The sequence below is a fragment of the Halanaerobiales bacterium genome (genome assembly GCA_035270125.1).
Lineage (GTDB): Bacteria > Bacillota > Halanaerobiia > Halanaerobiales > DATFIM01 > DATFIM01.
In genome coordinates, this window is the sequence record DATFIM010000157.1 from 1 (window position 1) to 19349 (window position 19349).

The following is a 19349-nucleotide window of genomic DNA, read 5'->3' on the forward strand; positions in this document are numbered from 1 at the left end:
TAGATGATTGAGTTAAAGCAGTAGGAGTTAATCTTATAGGGTTACCATCAATTTTACCATCATTAACTACATCATTAAATACTCCAAAAGTTCCTGAACTGGAATCACGAGAAACAATAACTATTTCTTTATCAAAATCAACTCCATCTAAATCACTCCAATTAGATATTCTTCCAGTATAAATACTCTTGATTTGTTCTAATGAAAGATCTTCAACTGGATTAGCATTATTTACTACAACTGCAATTCCATCCATTGCTATTCTATGAGGTACAGGATAAATACCATTTTCCACTGCATTTTCCACCTCTTCAAACTTAATAAAGCGAGAGGCATCAGCAATATCTGTAGAACCATCAATTAAAGCAGCTATACCATTACCAGATCCGCCACCTCTAACAGAAATATTTACATTAGGATTATTATCCATATAAACTTCAGCAGCCTTCTGAGCAACTGGAAGTACAGTAGAAGAACCCTGGACAGTTATATCCTGTGCAGAAACCATCCCAAAAGACATTAAGACCATCATTAACATTGCAATGACAGAAAAGATCACTTTCTTATTAAACATTTAATTTCCCCCTTGTGTTTTTAATTAATATTTTTTATCTATCTCTTTCGACTTCAAATATAGAATACCATGGTTATGTTAAGGAAAAATTAATTAGATATTACAATGTAGTTACATTTATGTTAACAATATATTAACAAAATTATTTAACTTTTTTTAGATAAAACCAAAACTTAGATCCTTTACCACTTTCACTTTCTAAATTTATTTCACTATCATGACTTTTAATAATATGTTTAACAATAGATAAACCTATTCCGGTTCCTCCCATAGATCTTGAGCGAGCTTTATCAACTCTATAAAATCTTTCAAAAATCCTCTGTTGATCTTTTTGAGGAATACCTATTCCATTATCTATAACTTCAACTAATACTTTATTTTCTTTTTCTAAAACCTTGATTTCAATTTCACCATCTTCAGGAGTATATTTTATTGCATTATCAATCAAATTAATCATTACCTGTTCAATTTGTTCTTTAATCATATAAACCTGGAGTGAATCTTCTGCCATCTTAGTCTTTATAGATATATTTTTTTTACCTGCTTTTTCTTCGAGAATAGAAACTGTTTTATTAATCAAATTATTAATATTTCCAGGATTTAATTCTGGATTGCTATCTTCAAATTTTGATAAATTTAAAAGGTCCTGAATTAAAATACCCAATCGATCTGCTTCATCTTTAATTATCTTTAAAAATTTGTTCTTAGTATTTTTATTAATATTTTCATTTTCTAAAAGGGTGTCAACATATCCAATTATTGAAGTTAAAGGAGTTTTTAATTCATGAGATACATTAGCTACAAAATCTTTTCTTACCTGTTCCAGTCTTCTTAACTCTGTTATATCTGTAAATACTATTACTCCACCTTTTATATTATTTTCTTCATTTGTAATACTTGCAAAATGACATCTTAATATTTTTTCTTCTTCCCTTTGCAACAATATTTCCTGACTAATAATGTCATTCTCTTTTAATACTTTTTCTAATAATTCATTTATCTTATAATTTCTAACTACCTGAATAAAATCTTTGTCTCTTACATGTTTTTCATCAATAAAAAGCATTTCACGAGCTGCCGGATTTATAAGCATAATTTCTCCATTTTCATCTGTAGCTATTACTCCATCAACCATACTACTTAAAATAGCTTCAGCTTTATTTTTTTCTTCAGAAATTTCATTTATTTTTTTTTCTAGTTTTTTAGACATCAAGTTAAATTGTTGGGTCATTTTATCTATTTCTTTGCTATGTGATTTCAAATTAATACTTTCACCATAATTACCATCAGCTATTTTTGCCGCTATTTTTGACATTTTTTGAATAGGTTTTATTAAATCAGAGGTAAACCTACCAAGTAAAATTAAACTAAAAATTAATACTATTAGAAAAAATATGATATAGTTTTTCAAATTTTCTTTTACAACATTATTAATTTCTTCTAAAGATTTGGCCAGTCTCATAAATGCCACAATTTCTCCATTTTTAATAACGGGAAGGGCCATATATAACATATCTATCTTTAATGTATCACTTCTTCTGATAGCAGAACCACTTTCACTATCCTTTATTACTTCCTGGATTTCTGGCCGATTTAGATGGTTATCCATTTTCTCAGGGTTATAAGTTGAATCTGCTATTACTTTTCCATCCTTATTGATCATAGTAATTCTAGCATCAATTTCCTTCCCCCACTTTTTGCTCCATTTATCCAGCCTATTTCTCGTTTTTTTATTTAAATTATTAGCATCTATGTTAATAATTTCTTTGGAGATAATTAATTTAGCTTCATTTTTTAGAGAGACTTTTAATTGTTCAATATAAAATTCGGATTGTCTATCTGTGAAATAAAAATAAATTACACTCAATATTAAAATTTGAATAATCACAAAAATAATTATTAACTGTTTTTTTAAAGAAAAATTATTCCATTTCAACAAATTTATAACCCACCCCTCTCACAGTAGTTATATATCCATCACCTATTTTTTTTCGTAATCTTCTAATATGAACATCTACTGTTCGAGTATCTCCTGAATAAGTATACCCCCATATTTTTTCCAATAATACATCTCTAGTTAAAACACGGTTTTTATTAAATAATAAATATTTAAAAAGCTCAAATTCTTTAGGTGTTAACTTTAAAGGATCTCCATTTTTTCTTGCTTCATGTCTATCTTGATCTAATTCCAAATTTCCCACCTTAATAATTTCTTTTTGAGAATTTTTCTCCTTCTTCCTTTGTTCTTGCTCATCAACTCTTCTAAATATCGCTTTAATTCTAGCCAATAATTCTCGAGGACTAAATGGTTTTGTTATATAATCATCAGCACCTATTTCAAGACCAAGAATTTTATCAACTTCTTCACTTTTTGCTGTAAGCATTATGATAGGTATAAAACTATAATTTTCATTATTTCTTATTTTTTTGCATACTGTAAGTCCATCAACTTCTGGCAACATTAAATCTAAAACTATTAAATCAAATGAATTATCTATCAATTCCAGTCCTTCTTTTCCAGTAGCTGCTATTATAACCTTATAATCTTCAGCTTCTAAATTGAATTTTATTAATTCTCTAATATTTTTTTCATCATCTATCACTAATATTTTTTTAGACAAAATAAACACCACCTTTTATTTCCTTTAAAGAAATTATATCAAATATTTGAAAATCTACCAAATTAAAAACTCCCCCTGGTTAAAAGGGGGAGTTAATTTAAAAATATTTAATTTCTATGTTTCTTTTTCATCTCTTTTATTGTAAGTCCAATATCTGCAAATTGATCACTAATATGTTCTACATCTTCTAGTGCTTCTAGATAAACTATACCTGCATTGGGACTACAGGTACCTTCATTAAGTCGTTTCATATGTCCATCTCTATACTTAATTTGTAAGTTATCAAGTTCTTCTTCACCATCAAGAATTTCCTTTAATAAATCTAAATTCTCAGTTTCTACAATTTCAATTGATTTTAACATCAATCCTCTAATTCTATTCATTACACCACTCATTGTATCTTTAGCTTCTTCAGAAAAGCTAACATTGTTTTCTATTTTATGTTTGGTTAAATCAGCTATATCATAAGCATCATCTGCTATACTTTCAATAGCATCAATTATAGAAAAATAAGCATCCAATCTTTGAATATCTTCTTCACTTAAAGATGAATGAGATATCTTTGTTAAAAATTCCATTAATTCTTCTTCAATCTCATTTACTATTTCTTCTTTTTCAATAACTGAATTTGCTAATTCTTCATCTTTATTTATAAAGCCCTCTGTTGCTTCATCAACCATATCCTTAGTTATTTCATGCATTCTAATAACTTCATTATTTACCTGTTCCATAATAACTCCTGGTGTTTCAATCATTCTTTCATCCAGATAATATAATCCTCTTTTAATAGTTGAATCTTCTCCTGGAATTACTCTTGTAACTATATTAGCCATTAAACCTACAAATGGTATCCAAACTAATGTATTTAAGACATTAAATAAAGTATGAGTATTAGCAATTAATCTTTCCTGAGAAGGTATTTTTCCAAATAAACCAGTTACATTTACAACTATACTATGTATTACATCGGCAAAATTAGGAATAATATAAAAGAGTGCAACCACAAAACTCGTTCCAACAACATTGAACATAAAGTGTGCTGCTGCTGCTCTTTTTGCAGTTTTATTTGCCCCAATACTTGATAACATTGCCGTAATAGTTGTACCAATATTATCTCCAAGCAAAATTGGTACAGCAGCCCAATAATCAATTACACCTACAGAAAGTAAACTAATAAGAATACCAATACTGGCACTACTACTCTGTAACATGACTGTCATTGCTGTTCCAAGTAGTACTCCAAGTATAGGTGATTGACCAAATGTCTCCATAACATCAATAAAATAGGCTGAATCTCTTAAAGGTCTCATAGTGTCTTTCATAATCGTTAGACCTAAAAACAAAACTCCAAACCCTAGTATTATTTGACCTATTTGTTTAGTTCTATCTCTTTTGCTAAACAAATAAAAGCCAGCCCCAATTGCAATTGCGTGTAATGCATAATTACTTAATTTAAAAGCAATTAACTGGGCAGTAACTGTAGTACCAATATTAGCTCCCATTGTAACCCCAATAGACTGAACCAAACTCATAAGTCCTGCATTAACAAAACCAACAACCATAACAGTTGTAGCACTACTACTTTGAATAATAGCTGTAACTAATGCCCCAACACCTATTCCAGCAAAACGATTTGTTGTTAATAAACCAATTAAATGTTTTAATCTTTTACCAGCAACCTTTTGCAAACCATCACTCATTCTTTTCATTCCATAAATAAATAAACCTAAACCACCTAAAAGACTAAATATCATATCAGGTGACAAATTTTATCTCCCCTTCCCCTATCAAACACTTCTTAATAAGTATTAATATCTTAAGTTAATAATTCTAATCCTTTTTATATATTCTAGATAAAAAAAGCTTTTCCTTTTTGGAAAAGAGATTACATATTATTCGAAAAATTCTATAAAAATCAAAACTTAAAGTCAATGAAAAAAACTTCATTGACTTTTTAAATATTAAAATATAGTTTAATTCATACCAATTTCTACTTCATCTTTTTTAGTTTTTATTTCTACATTATCAGTAAGTAAATCTGCATAACTAAAAGATAATCTTCTTGTTTGATCATGGTCATCAATTTTTACAACAAAAACATTAGAATGAGTTTTTTCCAAAACACCTTCTTTTTTCATATCTTTACGCCTACCTCGATTAGCTTTAACAAGGACTTCCTGCCCAACAAATGACTTAACCTCTTTTTTTATTTCTTCAAGAACATTTTTAGGCATTAGATTCCACCTTTCTCCCCCTACAAAATTATCTATTGAATGTCTGAAAATTTCGGGTTTTATTTTGTATGTTTATCCGCAACTGAAGAAGCAGCATATGAATCAGGTTTTATCATAGCTTCATAACCACTACCTACAACCATTCCAACTACTTCTTTTATGATTGTATTTGTTGGCCCTTTATTTCCAACATCAACATGTATCTGTACATTTAAATCATTATCTAGTTTTTCCTCTTCTGCAATTCTGGCAGTTAATTTACTGGCTGTTTGTAAACTATGAGAAACTTCATAAAAAATTCTTTGTTTCATCCCTACTTTGAGTTCTGTTTTGTTTTTATGATAAAAATATCTACCACCATTTCCGACTCTGTATATTACAATAGCTGTTACAAAAATAGCTTCATTAATTCCAGGTTGAGAATCAGTACCAACAATTAAATTATACTCATAGCCTGGTTTTTCTCTGATAAAACTCATTATTGTTTTATACATTTTTTCAAAGCTAAGTGAACCTGCAGTAGGACTGGTAAATTTCATTTTTTTCACCAACTTTTAATGATTTTTTAAATTTTCCTTTAAGGAATTACTGAGTTCAACCATTTTTTCAATAGCTAATTTTTCGCCTCTTTTTCTTTTATCTACCCCAACTTCTTTAAGTGATTTAAGAACTATTTCTTTGGGTAAATTAATTTCAGCTGCTTTGGAAAGCCCATTTTTAATATTTTTTCTTCTTTGCTGGAATATAGCTTTAACTATTGAAAAGAAAAATTCTTCATCAAGAGGGTTATAGGGATTATTCTTATATTGTTCCAGTTTAATTATTGCAGATTCTACCTCAGGACTGGGTAAAAATACAGAAGAAGGAACTTGATGAACAATTTCAGCTTTACTATGATATTGAACTGCAACACTCAAAGAACCAAATGCCTTGGTCCCAGGTTCTGCAACCATTCTTTCAGCAACTTCTTTTTGTACCATAAAGATTAAAGAATCAAATTTATAATTAGATTCCAATAATCCCATTATAACTGGTGTTGTTATATAATAGGGTAAATTTGCTAATACTTTTACTTTTTGATCATATTCTTTTAGGGTATCATTCCAATTAAGATTTAGTACATCATCATTTATTAATTCTAATTTTTGCTTTTTAAAATCATTTTTAAATTGATTTTTTAAAATCTTTATAAATCTATTATCTTTTTCCACTGCAATTACTTTTCCATTATTTATTGATTTTAATAAGTATTCTGTTAAAGAACCAATACCCGGGCCTATTTCCAGTATTAATTCATCACCTTTAATTTCAGCAGTATTAATTATTATATCAATTATATTTGTATCTATTAAGAAATTTTGACCTAATCTTTTATTTAAACGAATATTATATTTTTTCAAAATTTTTTTAGTCATTTTTGGTGTAGCTATAGAATTTTCCATTTTTTCACCTTACTTCTATTGTTTTATTTATTTTAACATAAAAACAACTGAGCTGCAAAAAACTTAAAAACTGGAATCTTCCTATTTTGATATAGATTTATAGTTCAAAATATTATAGGAAAATTCCAGTTTCTAATTTATATAATTTATTATTCTAGTGTTTATTTAATTTCTTGATTCCCAGTCAGCTAAAAACTTTTCTATACCTTCATCCGTTTTTGGATGACCTATCATTTTTTTCAGAACATCATAAGGAATAGTTGCAATGTCAGAACCTGCTTTTGCAGATAATAAAACATGGCGTGGATGGCGAATACTTGCTGCAATAATTTCTGTTTCTAAATCATATGTGGAAAAGATATCAGAAATATCTCTAACAACCTGCATTCCATCCTGACCTATATCATCTAAACGACCTATAAATGGACTAACATAAGTAGCTCCAGCTTTTGCTGCAATCAAAGCCTGATTGGCAGAAAAAACAAGAGTTACATTAGTTTTAATTCCTTCTTTAGAAAGTGTAGAAACAGCTTTCATTCCTTCAGGAGTCATTGGAATTTTAACAACTATATTTTCTGCTATCTCAGCTAAATCTCTAGCTTCATCTATCATACCTTCTGCATCAGTACTAATTACTTCAGCACTTATTGGGCCAGGTACTATTTCAGTAATCTGTGAAATTACATCTTTAAAATCTACATCTCCTTCTTTAGCAATTAAACTTGGATTAGTAGTTACCCCAGACAAAATTCCCCATTTGTTAATTTCTTTTATTTCATCCAAATTAGCTGTATCAATAAAAAATTTCATTTAATTATCACCTCTCATTTTATTATAATTCATACTTCCTTTATATTATAATTAATTTTTAGAAAAAAGGCAAACTAACTAAGGCTTACCAGACCATTTTTCAAAGCAACAATAACTGCCTGAGTCCTATCATTAACAGAAAACTTTCTTAATATACTACTAACATGATTTTTCACGGTTTTTTCACTAATATATAATTCTTCTGCGATATCTCTATTACTCATCCCCTGGGCTAACAATTCTAATACCTCATTTTCTCGATTACTTAGTTCTTCTAATTTGCTTTTTTCAGTTTCTATTTGTTTATCAACTTTTTCTTCGATTTTAGTAGGAAAAACTTTATTCCCATTCATAACTTTTTTTATAGAGTTTCTCAATTCATCAGGCTCTATATCTTTTTGAATATATCCTTCTGCTCCTGCTTTAGTTACTTCATAGATATATTCTTCATCATCATGGATAGTCAAAATTAAAACTCTTATATTAGGAGCAATTTCTTTTATTTTCTTTATGGTATCTATTCCATTCATTCTGGGCATATTCAAATCAAGTAAAACTAAATCAGGAAATTCATTTCTAATTTTTTCAACAGTTTCTAGACCATCTTTAGCCTCTCCAATAACTTCTAATTCTTCATAAAAACCAAGTAATTTCACAATCCCTTCTCTTACTAATTTATGATCATCTGCTACAAGCACTTTTGTTTTTGTCACTTCTAATCCCCCTATTCTTTTTTCTGATCAAGAGGTACTATGATACTAATCCTTGTTCCTGTATTATTAGAATTAATATTCATTTTTGCATTAATTAGTTCACATCGTTCACGCATATTAATTAGACCATATTTCCCTTCACCAACTTCATCTATCTCAAAACCTGTTCCATTATCTACTATTAAAACATTTATTTTATTATTAGTAAATTCAATTTTTAAGTCACAATGAGTTGCTTCGGCATGTTTATGTACATTATTTAAAGCTTCCTGTATTATTCTAAAAATAGTTATTTCATGAGTTTTAGGAATGTTTTTAAAATTCCCCATTACCTTTAATTCAACTTCTAAATCAGTTTGTTCTTCAAATTTTTCAATATATCTCCTGATAGTAGGAATTAAACCTAAATCATCTAAAGACATAGGACGTAAATCATAAATAATTTTTCTTACATCTTTTACACTATATCTAACCATATCTTTTAGGGTTTTCAATTCTTCTTTAGCCTTGTCTTTATCTTTTTCCATCATTTTCTGAGCTAATTCTACTCTAAAAACAAGATTGGCAATTGATTGAGCAGGCCCATCATGTATTTCTCGGGCTACTCTTTTTCTCTCTTCTTCCTGAGCTTCTATTACCTTAAAAGCCAGATCCTGTTTTTGTTGTAAATCATCAAATTGCTCACTTAAATCAGATAATTCCCCATAAAGATATTTTTTGACAACACTTACTTTTGAAACCAAATTTTCAGCCTTATCAAAAGTTTTCTTGACATTTATAAGTCGTTCCTCTAAATCATTTCTTCTATTTTTTAGTTGTTCTTCTTTTTCCTGTAATACAGCAATTTCTACAGAAGTATCTTCAGCTCTTTCATAAACTTCTTTTACTTCAGCTTCAGAATATTGATCAAATTTTTTACTAACTTCCATTAATTTTAGGCGAGCTTTTCGATTTTCTTTTTCTAATTTATCTATTTCTGAGATAACTTCTTCAATATCCTCATTTACTTCTGAAATTTTTTCTTTTATTTTATCCATTTCTTTTCTTGAAGACTCAGAAATTGAAAAAATCTCTTTTTTACTTGAATCTAAGGTATTTATTGTTTTCTCTAATATTTCATCTAAATTTTGTTTCAATTATAACTCACCCCAATTCTATGCTATAACTAATATTCTATAACTTTATAAATTCTATATATATTACTTCAATCCTTTATATTTAATAAAAATTAGTAAAATTTAGCTAATCAAATTATTTTAAAAGTTCTTTATTTACAATATTAGGGACATTTTCTCTTTTATATCCTGCTATTGCACCTTTAGCAGCTAATTCGGCCATTTTATTTCGAGCCCGATAGGTTGCACTTCCAATATGAGGAGTTAAAACAACATTTTCAAATTTTAATAAACCTTCTTCAACTTCAGGTTCATTTTCGTATACATCAAGTCCTGCTCCTCCGATCTCTTTGTTTTTTAAAGCTTTAACAAGTTCTTTTTCATTTATAATTGGCCCTCGTCCTGTATTAATTAAAATACTATCATCTTTCATTAAAGAAAATTCTTTAGTGCTAAATAAATGATAGGTTGATTCATTTAAAGGAGTATTAATAGAAATATAATCAGCTTCTTTAAGAATTTTTTCAAATTCTCGATATTCAACATTAAGACTTTCTTCTTTTTTCTCATCTAAACGATTCCTTTTATTATACAAAACTTTCATATTAAATCCTTGAGCTCTTTTAGCAACTGCTTTTCCAATTCTTCCCAAACCAATTATTCCTAAAGTTTTGTGATTAACTTCATTTCCCAATAATAACTTTGGGGCCCAACCTTCAAACTTTCCATTCCTTAATATTTTATCAGTTTCAACAATTCTTCTTGCGACTGCCAATAATAATCCCCAGGTTAGATCAGCAGTTGTCTCAGTTAATACATCAGGAGTATTTGTTACAATAATATTTCTTTTTGTAGCTGCTTTAACATCTATATTATTATATCCAACAGCATAATTAGCAATTACTTTTAAATTTTCAAGTTCATCCATCACTTTACTATCTATTTCATCACTTAAAAGTGGCAAAATAGCATCTGCTTTTTTAGCTTCAGAAATCAATTCATTTTTAGATAAACTCTTACCACTATTATTGCTTTTTATTTTAAATTCTTTTTTTAAAATTTCCAGGCCTTTTTCCGGTATTTCACTTGTTATATAAATAAGAGGTTTTGACATTCTATCCCCACCTATTATTAAAGAACATTTATTTTTTCTTTCATCTTAGTTCTTTCTGTATCATAATCCAAAACTTCTTCATTTCCTTGAAGAACTCTAAGAGCTCCTTTAGCAAGATGATTCATTTCCTCTGCTCCAGGATAAATTTTCAAATCAGCAATATAACTAATTTTATTCTTTAATTTATCGATAATATATTCTGAATTAGCTAAACCACCAGTTATAAATATTAAATCCACATCACCGTTTAAAACAGCAGACATACTACCTATTTCTTTAGCTATTTGATAAATCATTCCATCATAAACAAGTTTGGCTTTTTGATCTCCATTTTTTATTCTTTTTTCTATTTCTCTTCCATTATTAGTATCTAAATAAGCCGCAAGACCACCTTTTCCAAGCATTCTTTTTTTAAATTCATTTTCATCCGGATTATTTTCAAAAATATATTCTACTAAATCTAAAGAAGGTAAAGTACCAACTCTTTCAGGAGAATACGGGCCACCTTGATTGGCATTATTAACATCTACTATCCTACCATTTTTTAAAGCTGCTATTGATATTCCTCCTCCAAGATGAACACCAATTTGATTTATTTCTTCCATTTCCTCTCCAATACTATCTGCTGAAAGACGAGCAATTGCTTTCAAATTAAGAGCATGGGATTGACATTTTCTTGGTATCTCCGGAAGTCCTGATAATCTTGCTACATCTTCAAATTCATCTACTCCAACCGGGTCTAAAGTATAAGCCTTTAAATTGTATTTTTCAGCAAAGTCATAGGCGATAATGGCTGCAAGATTAGAAGCATGGGAACCATTTTTAGCATTTTCAAGATCTTTAATCATTTTTTTATCTATTTTATATGTTCCTCCTGGAATGGGATCAAGCATTCCACCTCTTGCTACTATAGCAGTAAAGTCATCGAGAGCAAAATTGTTTTGTTTTAATTGATCCTTAACAATTTTTTCCCTCCATTCAAGTTGGTCAATTATTTTAGAGAATTTTTCTATTTCTTTACTTGGGTGACTGATATTTTCATTCCAGAGTTCTTTTTCATTTTCAAATACAGCTAGCTTAGTTGAGGTAGATCCAGGATTAATAACAAGTATTTTTTTGCCCATATTACTCACTCCTTTTTATTAATAATTAAATATTATATACTTTTTTAGCATTTTGAGTTGTTTTTTTAGCAATTTCTTCTTTACTTAAACCTTTAATTTCAGAAATTTTTTCAGCCACATATTTTACATATAATGGCTCATTTCTCTTACCCCGATATGGATCAGGAGTCAGGTATGGTGCATCAGTTTCTACAAGAATTTTATTTATAGGAACTTCTTTCACTACTTCTCTTAAATTATTCAAATTTTTAAAAGTAATTAATCCTCCAAAGGCTATATAAAAACCTAAATCTAATATTTCTCTTGCCATTTTTTTATCACTGGCAAAACAATGCATTATTCCACCTATTTTATCAGCATTTTCTTCTTTTAAGATTTCTAATGTTTCTTCATCTGCATCTCTAGTATGAATAACTACTGGTAAATCAAGACTTTTAGCCAATCTAAGCTGGGCTCTAAAAGCCTGCTTTTGCTTTTCACGGGGAGAATTATCATAATGAAAATCCAGACCAATTTCTCCAATAGCTACTACCTTTTTATTTTCACTTAATGACTTTAATTTTTTAGAAATATTTAAATTAAAACTATCAGCATTATGGGGATGAATACCCACTACACTATATATTTCATTATAACGGCGACTTAATTCAACTGAATTACGACTTGAAGTCATACTGGAACCTATATTCACAATAATTTTTACTCCACCATCAATAGCTCTTTTAATTACTTCTTTTCTATCTTTATCAAACCTTGGAAAATCAAGATGAGCATGTGTATCGACTAATTCCATTTCAAAAATTCCTCCTTATAAACTACAAATATAACTATTAACCATATAAATTATACAATATATATTATTTTTTTTAAAGGAAGTATTTAAAATATTTATATATTTTCCTGATTTTAAAAAAGGGTTTTAGCATTTTATATATAAAATATTAAATATCAGGAATAATTATTATTTTAGTCATTTAATTAATGTTTATAAAAATATTATATATTGTACTCAAAAAGGGGGATATTTAATGAAAGGAACAGTTGTCTCTACCTGGATTAAAACTATGGAAAAATTACATAGCAAAGAAATTGTAAACAAGGCAAAAAAAGAATCAAATTGGGATGAAGATGTAGTTATTACACCTTTAATGAATATAGAAGATCAAAAAGCATTTGGTCTAATAGAAAAAGTAGCAGAAAAAGCCAATCAGGAAACTGAGAAATTATGGTTTCAAATAGGAAAACAAAATATTTATTCCTTTGCTGACTGGTTTCCTTCTTATTTTAAAGGTCGACAACTCAAAAATTTCTTGATGTTAATGGACACTGTTCACAAACAGTTAACAAATATGATATCAGGAGCAAATCCACCTCGAATTATTCCAGAAGAACTTAGTACAGATACTATTCAATTAACTTATAAATCCAAAAGGGGCATGTACGATTATTTTCTTGGATTACTTAATGGAAGTGCTGAATTTTTTGAGGAAGATATGGAAATTACTGAGGTGGAAAGAGGAAAAGAAGGTGAACAATATTATTTAGTAGTAAAAATTAAGTTTGCTAAGGATTTTAAAGATGTAAAAAATTATACTTTAAATAAAATTTTATCATTCGGTTTTTTAAAGAAAATTAAATATAAAGTGGCTTTTAGTCTTGTTATTTTAAATTTATTAGTAATGTATTTATTTAAAATAAATAACCCTCTAATTTTAACAGTTCTTAATGGTGGAGCAGGGCTTCTTTTAACTCATTTCCTAACAAAACCATTTAAAACTTTAGAAAATGAGTTAAATAAAATGAAAAATCTTAATTTAGATAATGCAACAAGCCTTCATACAAAAGATGAATTTGAATCAACTTTTGAGAATTTAAAAGAAGTAAAAGTAAAAATTAGAGAAGATATATTATTTCTTAAAGGTGGAACTGATGATATGTACAATTTCACTGAAGAAATAGTGGAAATTTCTGATGAAATGGGAAAAGTATCAGAAAATATATCTACTGTAGTAGATGAAGTTGCTCAAGGTGCACAGGAACAGGCTGAAGAAACAGAGAATTCAGCTTATATAGTCGATAATAATATAAATACAATTGAAGATTTAGCTGAATCAGGTGAAAAAAGCAAAGATGAATTACAAACAGCTGTTGGAAGTATTAAAAAATCTGCTAATGAAGTCGAACAGGTAAATAAAAGAATTGAAAATGTAAAAGAAGCTTTTGCAGATGTAAATGAACGAGGCAAAGAATTAGCCCAGGAAATTTCGGAAATAATGGAGATAGTGGATACTGTTTCCGAAATAGCAAATCAAACAAATCTACTCTCTTTAAATGCTTCTATTGAAGCTGCAAGATCTTCTGATAATAGCCGTGGTTTTACAGTTGTTGCTGATGAAATAAGAGAATTGGCTGAAGACTCCCAAAAAGCAGGAGAAAAAATAAATGATAATTTAAAAGATTTCACTGCCCAGGTACAGGAATTAGTAAATAGTATTAGTGATCAATTTGAAAATTTGGAAAAAAGTAATAAAATATTAAAACAGGTTACAAAATCGAATAAAAAAGCAACTAATGATATTGAAGATGTTTCAGAACAGGTAGTATCAATTGTAGAAGATCTTAATGAAGAATCTCAAAAAATTGCAGAAGTTATTGAAAATCTTAATTCATTGGCTGCAATTGCAGAGGAAAATTCAGCTTCTTCTGAAGAAATGAGTGCAAGTGTCAGTGATTATTCTGAAAAAATTCAGGATATGACCGGATATATTAAACAAATGGATGAATTGGTTAAAAGCTTTAGTGAAAATCTATTGAAATATAATACTTAAAACATATCAAATCTTTAATATTTCTAAAGAAGAAGGCAGTTGCCTTCTTCTTTTTTATGAATAACTTTTGTGTTATAATTAAGTTTAGTTAATATCAGCCAGGAGGAAAAAATATGGATGAAATTTATCTAGATAATAGTGCTACTACTAAACCCACAAAAAATGTAATAAAAGCAATTAATAAAACTTTAAAATACAATTATGGTAACCCCTCTTCTCTCCACAATAAAGGATTAGAAGTAGAAAAAGTTTTAAAAAAAACAAGAAAAACAATTTCTAAAAAACTAAATGTTAATTCTAAAGAAATCTTATTTACTTCAGGAGGTACTGAAGCAAACAATTTAGCTATTAAAGGAATAGTGGAAAATTATAAAAACCGAGGAAAACACCTAATTACAACCAAAATAGAACATCCTGCTGTCTTAAATGTTTTTAAATATTTAGAAAGAAATGGATTTAAAGTTAGCTATCTTGATGTTAATGAAAATGGAATAATTTCATTAAGTCAATTAAAAAATTATATTAAAGATAATACAATTTTAGTAAGTATAATGCATGTTAATAATGAAATTGGAAGTATACAACCAATTGCTAAAGCAGCCAGAATAGTAAAAGAAAAAAACAATTTATGCTTTTTCCATACTGATGCAATACAATCTTTTGGAAAATTATATATTAATCCTAAAAAATGGAATATTGATCTTTTGACAATAAGTGGCCATAAAATACATGCCCCTAAAGGAATAGGAGCTTTATATGTTAGGGATAAAATTGAATTAGCACCACTTATTTTAGGAGGAGGTCAGGAAAAAAACATTCGCTCTGGAACAGAAAACACTCCTGGAATTGCTGGTTTAAATGCAGCTATTCAAAATTTACCAGAACTAAATCAAAAAAATAAATACAATACTACCATATCTGAATTAAAAAATTATTTTTTACAAAAATTAAAAGAAAACAAGGAAAATCTACCAACATTTAAAATAAATAGTCCTTTAGATCATAGAGGAGCACCTCATATTGTAAATCTTTCATTCCCTGGTTTTAGAGGAGAAGTTATTGTTCATAGTTTAGAAAAAGAAGGGATTTATATCTCTACAGGTTCAGCCTGTCACTCTAGAAAAAAAGATAAAAATAATACTTTAAAAGAAATTAACCTTTCCGATGAAATGTTAAAAGGTACTATCAGAATTAGTTTAGCTACTTATAATAATAAGAGTGAAATAGATTATACAATTAATAAACTAATTAAACAATTAGACTTTCTTTCAATTTGATTTTTTTTAGAAAAAGGAGATGATATTAAATGTATGATGTTTTATTAATCCGATTTGGCGAGATTGCTCTTAAAGGAAAAAACAGATCAAATTTTTTACACCAATTATATACAAATATCAAGAGAGCAATTAAACCCTTAGGAAAACATAAAGTTAAAAAAACCCATGGCAGGATTTATGTTTACCCAAAAGGTAACTCTGAAAAACTCTTAAAAAGATTAAAAATGATTCCAGGTATTGTTTCTATTAGTCCTGGAGTTACAACTGAGTTAGATTATAAAAAATTAAAAAATAAATCTCTCTCATTTTTTCAAAGAGAAGTAAAAAATTATCCAACCACTTTCAAAGTGGAAACCAGAAGAGTAAATAAAGATTTTCCCAAAAATAGTATGGAGATAAGCAGAGAATTAGGAGCTCATCTGCTTGAAAATATTAATGATAATGATGAAGATAAACTAAGTGTAGATGTTCATGAACCTGAAAACAGATTAAAAATAGAAGTACGTTATGACAAAATCTATATTTATACTAGAGTTATAGATGGCCCTGGAGGTCTTCCTGTTAGTTCAAGTGGCAAAGGCATGCTGCTTTTATCTGGAGGAATTGATAGCCCGGTAGCAGGCTGGGAAGCCATGAGTAGAGGAATCTCTCTGGAAGCAATCTATTTTCATAGTTTTCCTTTTACTGGTGATAGGGCTAAAGAAAAAGTAATTGACCTTACTAAAGTTTTAAGTCAATATGGCCCAGCTATTAACTTACATATTGGCTATTTTACAAATATACAAAAGGCTATTCAAGAAAAATGTCCTGATAAATATAATATTACCATAATGAGAAGAATGATGTATAAAATGGCAGCAAAATTGGCAAAAAGAAGAGATATCAAAGCCTTAATAACTGGTGAAAGTGTAGGGCAGGTAGCAAGTCAAACTTTAGAAAGTATGTATGTTATTAATGAAGTAACTTCTATTCCTATTTTGAGACCACTTATTTCAACTGATAAAACAAAAATAGTAGAAACTGCCAAAAATATTGGCAGTTATGATATATCAATCCGGCCTTATGAGGATTGCTGTACAGTTTTTGTTCCTGATAACCCTGTAACCAAACCTAAACTAGATGAAACTTTAAAAGCAGAAAAAAATCTTGAAGTTGATAAATTGATTTCAGAAGCTCTTGAAAAAAGTGAAATGCTTAGAATAAATGAATCTAATTATTAAAATTTTCTATTTTTATTTTTTCAATTAATTCACTAATATTTTCATCTTTCATTTTGGGAATCATAATCTCCATTAATTGATAAATATATAAAAATTGATCTAATACATCTTCCTGCTGTTCCTGACCAAGATTACCAACTTCAGACATAACTTTTTCAATATTTTGTCCTGTTTTATTTAAAGAATTTATTAAAGTTTTAACTGGTTTAGAAGAAGATTTTCCATTGTTTTCATTTAGTTTTTCTGATATCTTTTTTCGTTCCCTTTTTAATAAAATAGCCGCTACTGCTTCGTCCATAGACATATGAAGATAATTATGAAATAATTTTATGATTTCTTTTGTTTCACTTCTGCTTAAATTAAATTTCAATACATTATTTAATAAAGATTTAGTCTTGGACGGGTCTCCAGTTTTATTAGCAAGCCCTCTAGCTAGAGAAATATGAGATAAACTTAAAGGAGAATCTTCTTTTATTACCTCTTTTTGATATCTTTCTTGAACTTCCAAAATAGTAAGCCATTCAGTTAGTGTGGTACGGGGCACTCCTAATTTTTTACTGGCAGCCTTTTTGGTTAAATTATTATCATCAATAAATCTTTGAATAGATTTTGCTCTTTCAATTGCATTTAAATCCTGACGTTGTAAGTTTTCTACAAGTTGTATCTGACGTAAGGTATCTTCTTTAATATCTTCAGAAAAAATCAAGGCAGCAATTTTATCTTTTTTACCATTTTCTTTAATAGCACGGTAACGACGTTCACCAGAAATTAATGAAAATTTTTCTCCATTTTTTTTGACAATAATAGGCTGGAGCTGTCCCACCTCTTTTATTGAATTAGCAAGCTGTTTTAGTCTTTCTTCATCAAATTCTTCACGGGGCTGTCCTTCATCTATTTCAATATCATTTAAAGGAATATTTTCAAATTCCATTTATTTACCTCCTCAATTTTCTTGAATTAAACAAAGATATAATGATAGAATAAATATAATAAAAGAAAAACCAGAATATATTAATATAAAGGAGTGCAAAGATGACTGTAAGACATATTATAACAAAAAAACTCGAAAAAATTAATAGTCTAAATTTAAAAGAAAATGTCAGAATGAAAGATTATACTTCATTTAAAGTTGGGGGTAAAGCTGATCTTCTTATTACTCCCCAAAACAAAAAATCTTTAGCTAAGGCTTTAAAATTTATAAGTCATACAAATATACCTTTTTTTGTCTTAGGTAGTGGTAGTAATATAATTGTAAGTGATAAAGGTTATCGTGGAATTGTTGTTCACCTTGAAGATCTAAATAAAGTTGAAATAAAAAATAATCAGATAATAGCCCAAACAGGAATTAGTCTTAGCAATTTAGCTAATAAAGCAAAAGAAGCTAAATTAACTGGATTAGAATTTGCCAGTGGAATTCCTGGATCACTTGGTGGAGCTTTATTTATGAATGCTGGTGCTTATGGTGGTGAAATGAAAGATGTAGTAGAAAGTGTATTAGCTGTAAATTATAAAGGTGATTTTCAAAAAATAGATGCTGAAACATTAAATCTTTCTTACAGGGATAGTCTTCTTCAAAAAGAAAATTTAATTGCTGTTGAAGCTACTATCACTTTGGAACATGGAGAAAAAGAAAAAATATCATCTAAAATGAAAGAATTAAATAAAAAAAGAAAGTTAAAACAACCTCTTGATTGGCCAAGTGCTGGTAGTATATTTAAACGTCCTAAAAATGATTATGCAGGACGTCTAATAGAAAAAGCCGGTATGAAAGGTTATAATATTGGTGATGCTCAGGTTTCCAAAAAACATGCTGGATTTATTATTAACAAAGGTCAGGCAACAGCCAAAGAAATCAAAGAATTGATAGAAACGGTTAGAAATAAAGTTTATGAAAAAAGTGGAATTCATCTTGAAATAGAACCAAAATTCATCGGAGAAATTCCTGAAACATTAAAAAAGGGAGATTAATTCTCCCTTTTTTTATTTTCAATTAACTCAATTTTCTCTTTCCTATTAAGTTGTTTAATTTCATATTCTCTTTTCATAGCTAAACTTTTACTCTCTTTTTTTTCATAATAAACTAATTCAACCGGAGTTCTTCCTCTAGTATATTTAGCACCTTGACCATTATTATGTTCTTTAATCCTTCTTTTAAGCTCAGTAGTATATCCTGTATAAAGAGTATTATCACTACATTTTACTATATATACAAAATTCATTTTAAAACTAAGCTAATTCAGCATCATATTTTACAAGGTCAAGTAAATGCTGTTTTTC

Annotated in this window: 19 protein-coding genes; 4 read left to right on the forward strand and 15 right to left on the reverse strand. The window is 28.5% G+C overall.

Translation table 11 applies throughout. The features are described from left to right. The 13 genes from VJ881_08120 to VJ881_08180 form a co-directional block, all read right to left on the reverse strand. Positions 1 to 574: PstS family phosphate ABC transporter substrate-binding protein (locus VJ881_08120; protein HKL76018.1), on the reverse strand; the 574-nt coding region annotated here is incomplete at its 3' end. A 142-nt stretch (positions 575 to 716) separates the two neighbouring features. Continuing rightward, entirely contained in the window at positions 717 to 2513 is a 1797-nt protein-coding gene (locus VJ881_08125; GenBank protein HKL76019.1) for an ATP-binding protein, read from the reverse strand. Then, entirely contained in the window at positions 2497 to 3204 is a 708-nt protein-coding gene (locus VJ881_08130; protein HKL76020.1) for a response regulator transcription factor, read from the reverse strand. The genes VJ881_08125 and VJ881_08130 overlap by 17 nt, the downstream gene beginning before the upstream one ends. 98 nt (positions 3205 to 3302) lie before the next feature. Further along, the gene (locus VJ881_08135; GenBank protein HKL76021.1) at positions 3303 to 4961 is read right to left on the reverse strand and encodes a Na/Pi cotransporter family protein; all 1659 of its coding nucleotides are present in this window, start codon (positions 4959 to 4961) and stop codon (positions 3303 to 3305) included. A gap of 207 nt (positions 4962 to 5168) precedes the next feature. Further along, entirely contained in the window at positions 5169 to 5429 is a 261-nt protein-coding gene (locus VJ881_08140; GenBank protein ID HKL76022.1) for a Veg family protein, read from the reverse strand. Between the two features lie 59 nt (positions 5430 to 5488). Further along, positions 5489 to 5968: a ribonuclease H-like YkuK family protein gene (locus VJ881_08145; GenBank protein HKL76023.1), complete on the reverse strand. Its 480-nt coding sequence runs from the start codon at positions 5966 to 5968 to the stop codon at positions 5489 to 5491. Between the two features lie 15 nt (positions 5969 to 5983). Continuing rightward, entirely contained in the window at positions 5984 to 6871 is an 888-nt protein-coding gene (gene rsmA, locus VJ881_08150; protein HKL76024.1) for a 16S rRNA (adenine(1518)-N(6)/adenine(1519)-N(6))-dimethyltransferase RsmA, read from the reverse strand. Between the two features lie 165 nt (positions 6872 to 7036). Next, on the reverse strand, positions 7037 to 7681 hold the full coding sequence (gene fsa, locus VJ881_08155) for a fructose-6-phosphate aldolase (GenBank protein ID HKL76025.1): 645 nt from the start codon (positions 7679 to 7681) through the stop codon (positions 7037 to 7039). Positions 7682 to 7755: 74 nt separating this feature from the next. After that, positions 7756 to 8394, reverse strand: a complete 639-nt coding sequence (locus VJ881_08160; GenBank protein HKL76026.1) for a response regulator transcription factor — start codon at positions 8392 to 8394, stop codon at positions 7756 to 7758. A gap of 11 nt (positions 8395 to 8405) precedes the next feature. Then, the gene (locus VJ881_08165; GenBank protein HKL76027.1) at positions 8406 to 9530 is read right to left on the reverse strand and encodes a sensor histidine kinase; all 1125 of its coding nucleotides are present in this window, start codon (positions 9528 to 9530) and stop codon (positions 8406 to 8408) included. 115 nt (positions 9531 to 9645) lie between these two features. Continuing rightward, positions 9646 to 10623, reverse strand: a complete 978-nt coding sequence (locus tag VJ881_08170) for a D-glycerate dehydrogenase (GenBank protein ID HKL76028.1) — start codon at positions 10621 to 10623, stop codon at positions 9646 to 9648. 17 nt (positions 10624 to 10640) lie between these two features. Beyond that, entirely contained in the window at positions 10641 to 11747 is a 1107-nt protein-coding gene (buk, locus tag VJ881_08175; protein HKL76029.1) for a butyrate kinase, read from the reverse strand. Between the two features lie 25 nt (positions 11748 to 11772). Further along, positions 11773 to 12540, reverse strand: a complete 768-nt coding sequence (locus VJ881_08180) for a TatD family hydrolase (GenBank protein HKL76030.1) — start codon at positions 12538 to 12540, stop codon at positions 11773 to 11775. A 235-nt stretch (positions 12541 to 12775) separates the two neighbouring features. Here VJ881_08180 and VJ881_08185 point away from each other — a divergent pair, with 235 nt between their 5' ends. The 3 genes from VJ881_08185 to thiI all read left to right on the forward strand — a co-directional run bounded on the left by VJ881_08185 (position 12776) and on the right by thiI (position 17072). Beyond that, positions 12776 to 14575: a heme NO-binding domain-containing protein gene (locus VJ881_08185; protein HKL76031.1), complete on the forward strand. Its 1800-nt coding sequence runs from the start codon at positions 12776 to 12778 to the stop codon at positions 14573 to 14575. A gap of 113 nt (positions 14576 to 14688) precedes the next feature. Further along, complete coding sequence (locus VJ881_08190) at positions 14689 to 15852, forward strand: cysteine desulfurase family protein (protein ID HKL76032.1); 1164 nt, start codon at positions 14689 to 14691, stop codon at positions 15850 to 15852. Between the two features lie 29 nt (positions 15853 to 15881). Beyond that, positions 15882 to 17072: a tRNA uracil 4-sulfurtransferase ThiI gene (thiI, locus tag VJ881_08195; protein HKL76033.1), complete on the forward strand. Its 1191-nt coding sequence runs from the start codon at positions 15882 to 15884 to the stop codon at positions 17070 to 17072. Here the strand turns inward: thiI and VJ881_08200 are convergent. Continuing rightward, the gene (locus tag VJ881_08200) at positions 17062 to 18003 is read right to left on the reverse strand and encodes a ParB/RepB/Spo0J family partition protein (GenBank protein HKL76034.1); all 942 of its coding nucleotides are present in this window, start codon (positions 18001 to 18003) and stop codon (positions 17062 to 17064) included. The genes thiI and VJ881_08200 overlap by 11 nt on opposite strands. Positions 18004 to 18104: 101 nt before the next feature. Between VJ881_08200 and murB the strand changes: the two genes are divergently transcribed. Beyond that, positions 18105 to 19040 (forward strand): UDP-N-acetylmuramate dehydrogenase, encoded by a 936-nt coding sequence (gene murB / locus VJ881_08205; GenBank protein HKL76035.1) that lies wholly within the window; start codon positions 18105 to 18107, stop codon positions 19038 to 19040. On the opposite strand, the gene VJ881_08210 is transcribed toward murB, so the two are convergent. Further along, positions 19037 to 19291 carry a GIY-YIG nuclease family protein gene (locus tag VJ881_08210; protein ID HKL76036.1) on the reverse strand — a complete coding sequence of 85 codons (255 nt, stop codon included), beginning with the start codon at positions 19289 to 19291 and terminating at the stop codon, positions 19037 to 19039. The two genes, murB and VJ881_08210, sit on opposite strands and share 4 nt — an antisense overlap. Positions 19292 to 19349 lie beyond the last annotated feature (58 nt).

What these genes read in the sequence shown, in the direction of transcription:
- buk (HKL76029.1), bottom strand. Translation starts at nt 11,747, where the DNA reads ATGGGCAAAAAAATACTTGTTATTAATCCTGGATCTACCTCAACTAAG.
- VJ881_08180 (HKL76030.1), bottom strand. Translation starts at nt 12,540, where the DNA reads ATGGAATTAGTCGATACACATGCTCATCTTGATTTTCCAAGGTTTGAT.
- thiI (HKL76033.1), top strand. Translation starts at nt 15,882, where the DNA reads ATGTATGATGTTTTATTAATCCGATTTGGCGAGATTGCTCTTAAAGGA.
- VJ881_08145 (HKL76023.1), bottom strand. Translation starts at nt 5,968, where the DNA reads ATGAAATTTACCAGTCCTACTGCAGGTTCACTTAGCTTTGAAAAAATG.
- VJ881_08210 (HKL76036.1), bottom strand. Translation starts at nt 19,291, where the DNA reads ATGAATTTTGTATATATAGTAAAATGTAGTGATAATACTCTTTATACA.
- VJ881_08140 (HKL76022.1), bottom strand. Translation starts at nt 5,429, where the DNA reads ATGCCTAAAAATGTTCTTGAAGAAATAAAAAAAGAGGTTAAGTCATTT.
- VJ881_08170 (HKL76028.1), bottom strand. Translation starts at nt 10,623, where the DNA reads ATGTCAAAACCTCTTATTTATATAACAAGTGAAATACCGGAAAAAGGC.
- VJ881_08190 (HKL76032.1), top strand. Translation starts at nt 14,689, where the DNA reads ATGGATGAAATTTATCTAGATAATAGTGCTACTACTAAACCCACAAAA.
- VJ881_08200 (HKL76034.1), bottom strand. Translation starts at nt 18,003, where the DNA reads ATGGAATTTGAAAATATTCCTTTAAATGATATTGAAATAGATGAAGGA.
- rsmA (HKL76024.1), bottom strand. Translation starts at nt 6,871, where the DNA reads ATGGAAAATTCTATAGCTACACCAAAAATGACTAAAAAAATTTTGAAA.
- fsa (HKL76025.1), bottom strand. Translation starts at nt 7,681, where the DNA reads ATGAAATTTTTTATTGATACAGCTAATTTGGATGAAATAAAAGAAATT.
- murB (HKL76035.1), top strand. Translation starts at nt 18,105, where the DNA reads ATGACTGTAAGACATATTATAACAAAAAAACTCGAAAAAATTAATAGT.
- VJ881_08185 (HKL76031.1), top strand. Translation starts at nt 12,776, where the DNA reads ATGAAAGGAACAGTTGTCTCTACCTGGATTAAAACTATGGAAAAATTA.